At 29.0% G+C, this 3,057-nt stretch carries 2 protein-coding genes; both read right to left on the minus strand.

Annotated features, from left to right (window positions below; all coding sequences use genetic code 11):
• Positions 1 to 71: 71 nt before the first annotated feature.
• Positions 72 to 848, minus strand: a complete 777-nt coding sequence (codY, locus tag HUJ77_RS15250; protein WP_291710100.1) for a GTP-sensing pleiotropic transcriptional regulator CodY — start codon at positions 846 to 848, stop codon at positions 72 to 74.
• A 199-nt stretch (positions 849 to 1,047) separates the two neighbouring features.
• The coding region (gene topA, locus HUJ77_RS15255; RefSeq protein WP_291710102.1) for a type I DNA topoisomerase at positions 1,048 to 3,057 on the minus strand (2,010 nt) is incomplete at its 5' end.

A 3,057-nucleotide genomic window follows, 5' to 3' on the forward strand; every position in this document is an offset into this window, starting at 1 on the left:
TTAATAAATTAAATTATTATACGAAATTAAAAAGCGTTAAATTAATAGTAATTTAACGCTTTTAGTTTATGTTAATTTATTTTTTTTAATTCATCTAATAACTTGTCATTTAAAATCTTAATATGTGTTCCCTTCATTCCAAGAGATCTTGATTCTATAACTCCTGCACTTTCAAACTTTCTTAATGCATTAACAATTACACTTCTAGTAATTCCAACTTTATCAGCAATCTTTGATGCAACTAATAATCCTTCATTACCTTCTAATTCACCAAATATATGTTCAACTGCTTCAAGTTCTGAATAAGATAATGTTCCAATAGCTAATTGAACAACAGCTTTTTTTCTAGCTTCCTCTTCAATTTCAACTTGCTTAGATCTTAATATTTCTAATCCAACTATAGTTGCACTATACTCTGCAAGAACTAAATCTTCATCTGTAAAGTGTTCTCCAAATCTTGCTAGAATTAATGTTCCTAATCTTTCTCTATTTCCCATTATAGGTACAATAGTAGTTATCTTATCTTCCATAATGCAATTTCCTTCATCTTCGAAAACACATAATCCTTGGTTAGATAGATTAGCAGCAGTTTCATGTATATTTAGTAGGTTTTCATTATATTCCTTCGGAAATCTCTTTTCATCTACAACTTGTTTCTTCATTACATCACATTCAAAATTCTTAGAAAATGTATATCCTAGTACTTTTCCTCTTCTACTAGTAACATATACATTACATGATAATACATCACTTAATAATTCACTTATATCTTCAAAAGCAACCGGATCAGTTCCTGACTTTTGTAATATTTTATTTAACATCCTAGTCTTATTTAATAACGCTGACATTCACTCTTCCTCCTACGAATAAGCCCTGAAATTTTTAGAAAATTTCAAATTATATAAATTTTCCAAAAATATGTTTACTACTTATTTATACTATCATAGGAATTTTTTATTTTCAACAAATTTCTTAGTAATTTCGACATTTTCTAGAAAAAAATATTTAATTTTAATATTTTATTCACATGTAATCAATTTCGTTTAATTATTCTTCATCTTTTACAGTTTTTATATTAACAATTTTATTACAGTTCGAATTTGAACACTGAGCATAATTCCCCTTAGTTTTACTATATTTTAAAACCATATATTCACCACATTCTGGACATTTGTCTTTCAATGGTTCATTCCAACTTACAAAGTCACAGTTCGGATAATTAGAACATCCAAAGAATTTCTTACCCTTTTTACTTTTCTTAGCAAGTATTTTCCCTCCACATTTAGGACATGGTGCATCAATTTCTTCTACTATAGGTTTAGCATTTTTACAATCAGGATAACCAGGACAAGCTAAGAACTTTCCATACCTACCACGTTTAATAACCATCATCCTACCGCATTTATCACAAGGAACATCACTTACTTCATCTTCAATTACTACTTTAGATATTTCTTTTTCCGCTTTTTCTAAAGCTCCTTTCAAAGGAGTAAAGAATTCTTCTACAACTCTTTTCCACTCTTCCTTGCCTTCTTCAATATAATCTAAATTTCTTTCCATCTCTGCAGTAAAATCTACATCAACGATTTGCTGAAAATACTCTTCCATTATATTGTTAACAATAAACCCAAGTTCTGTTGGAACTAAATTCTTCTTTTCTCTATTTACATAATCTCTATTTAATAAAAGAGAAATCGTTGGAACATAGGTACTTGGTCTTCCTATCCCCTTCTCTTCTAGTAGCTTAACAAATGATGCTTCAGTATATCTAGCTGGTGGCTGAGTAAAATGCTGTTTTCCTTCTATATTAACCTTATTTAATTCGTCATTTTCTTCAAGTTTTGGTAATGAAACATCTTCATTATCCTCTTCTGTCATATATTCATAAAGCTTCATAAATCCATCAAATTTAACTGTTGAACCACTAGCTTTAAACTTATAATCTCCATTCATAATTTCAATACTATTAGTATTAAGTTCACAAGATGCCATTTGACTTGCCATAAATCTATTCCAAATTAGAGAATATAATTTATACTGCTCTGAAGTTAATGAATTTTTTGCAACTTCTGGAGTAATTTCAATTACAGATGGTCTAATTGCTTCGTGAGCATCTTGTATATTTTTCTTACTCTTATAAACTCTTGGCTTAGCTGGTATATATTCTTTTCCAAAATTAGAATTAATAAAATCAAGAGCCTTTCCTTGAGCTTCATCTGATATTCTAACAGAGTCTGTTCTCATGTAAGTAATAAGACCTACAGTCCCATGCCCTTTTACTTCTACACCTTCATATAAAACTTGAGCTATTGACATTGTTCTCTTAGTCATAAAATTAAGTTTTTTTGAGGCTTCTTGTTGAAGTGTACTAGTGGTAAATGGAGCTAATGGATTTTTTAACTTAGTGCCTTTTTTAACTTTAGTAACTATAAATTTATTCTTTTTTAATTCTTCTATTATTTTATTACTTTCTTCTTCTGTGCTTATTTCAATTTTTTTACCTTTATATTGAGTTAATTTTATAGGGAATTTTTTTCGGTCCTTTGTAGCTGTACAATCTACTGTCCAATATTCTTTAGGTTCAAAGGCTTTAATTTCATTTTCCCTATCACATATTAGTTTAAGCGCTGATGATTGAACTCTTCCAGCACTCAATCCCCATTTAACATTTTTCCATAAAATTGGGCTAATTTCATATCCAACTAATCTATCTACAACTCTTCTAGCTTGCTGAGCATCAACTAAATTATAATTAATTTGTCTTGCTTCTTTTATAGAGGCTTTTACAGCATTTTTTGTTATTTCATTAAATACGATTCTACATTTTTTATCTTCTGATATTTTTAATATATTGGCTAAATGCCAAGATATAGCTTCTCCTTCACGGTCAGGGTCAGTTGCAAGAAAAACTTTATCTGCTTTTTTAGCAGCTTTTTTCAATTTAGCTATTAAATCACCTTTTCCTCTAATAGTTATATATTTTGGATTAAAATTATCTTCTATATCAACGCCTAATGTACTTTTAGGCAAATCTCTAACATGCCCCATAGATGCTTC

Source organism: Clostridium sp., assembly GCF_021443865.1.
In the GTDB taxonomy this organism is placed as follows: Bacteria; Bacillota; Clostridia; order Clostridiales; family Clostridiaceae; genus Clostridium.

Coding starts and splice junctions, on each gene's coding strand:
- codY (WP_291710100.1), bottom strand. CDS start 848: ATGTCAGCGTTATTAAATAAGACTAGGATGTTAAATAAAATATTACAA.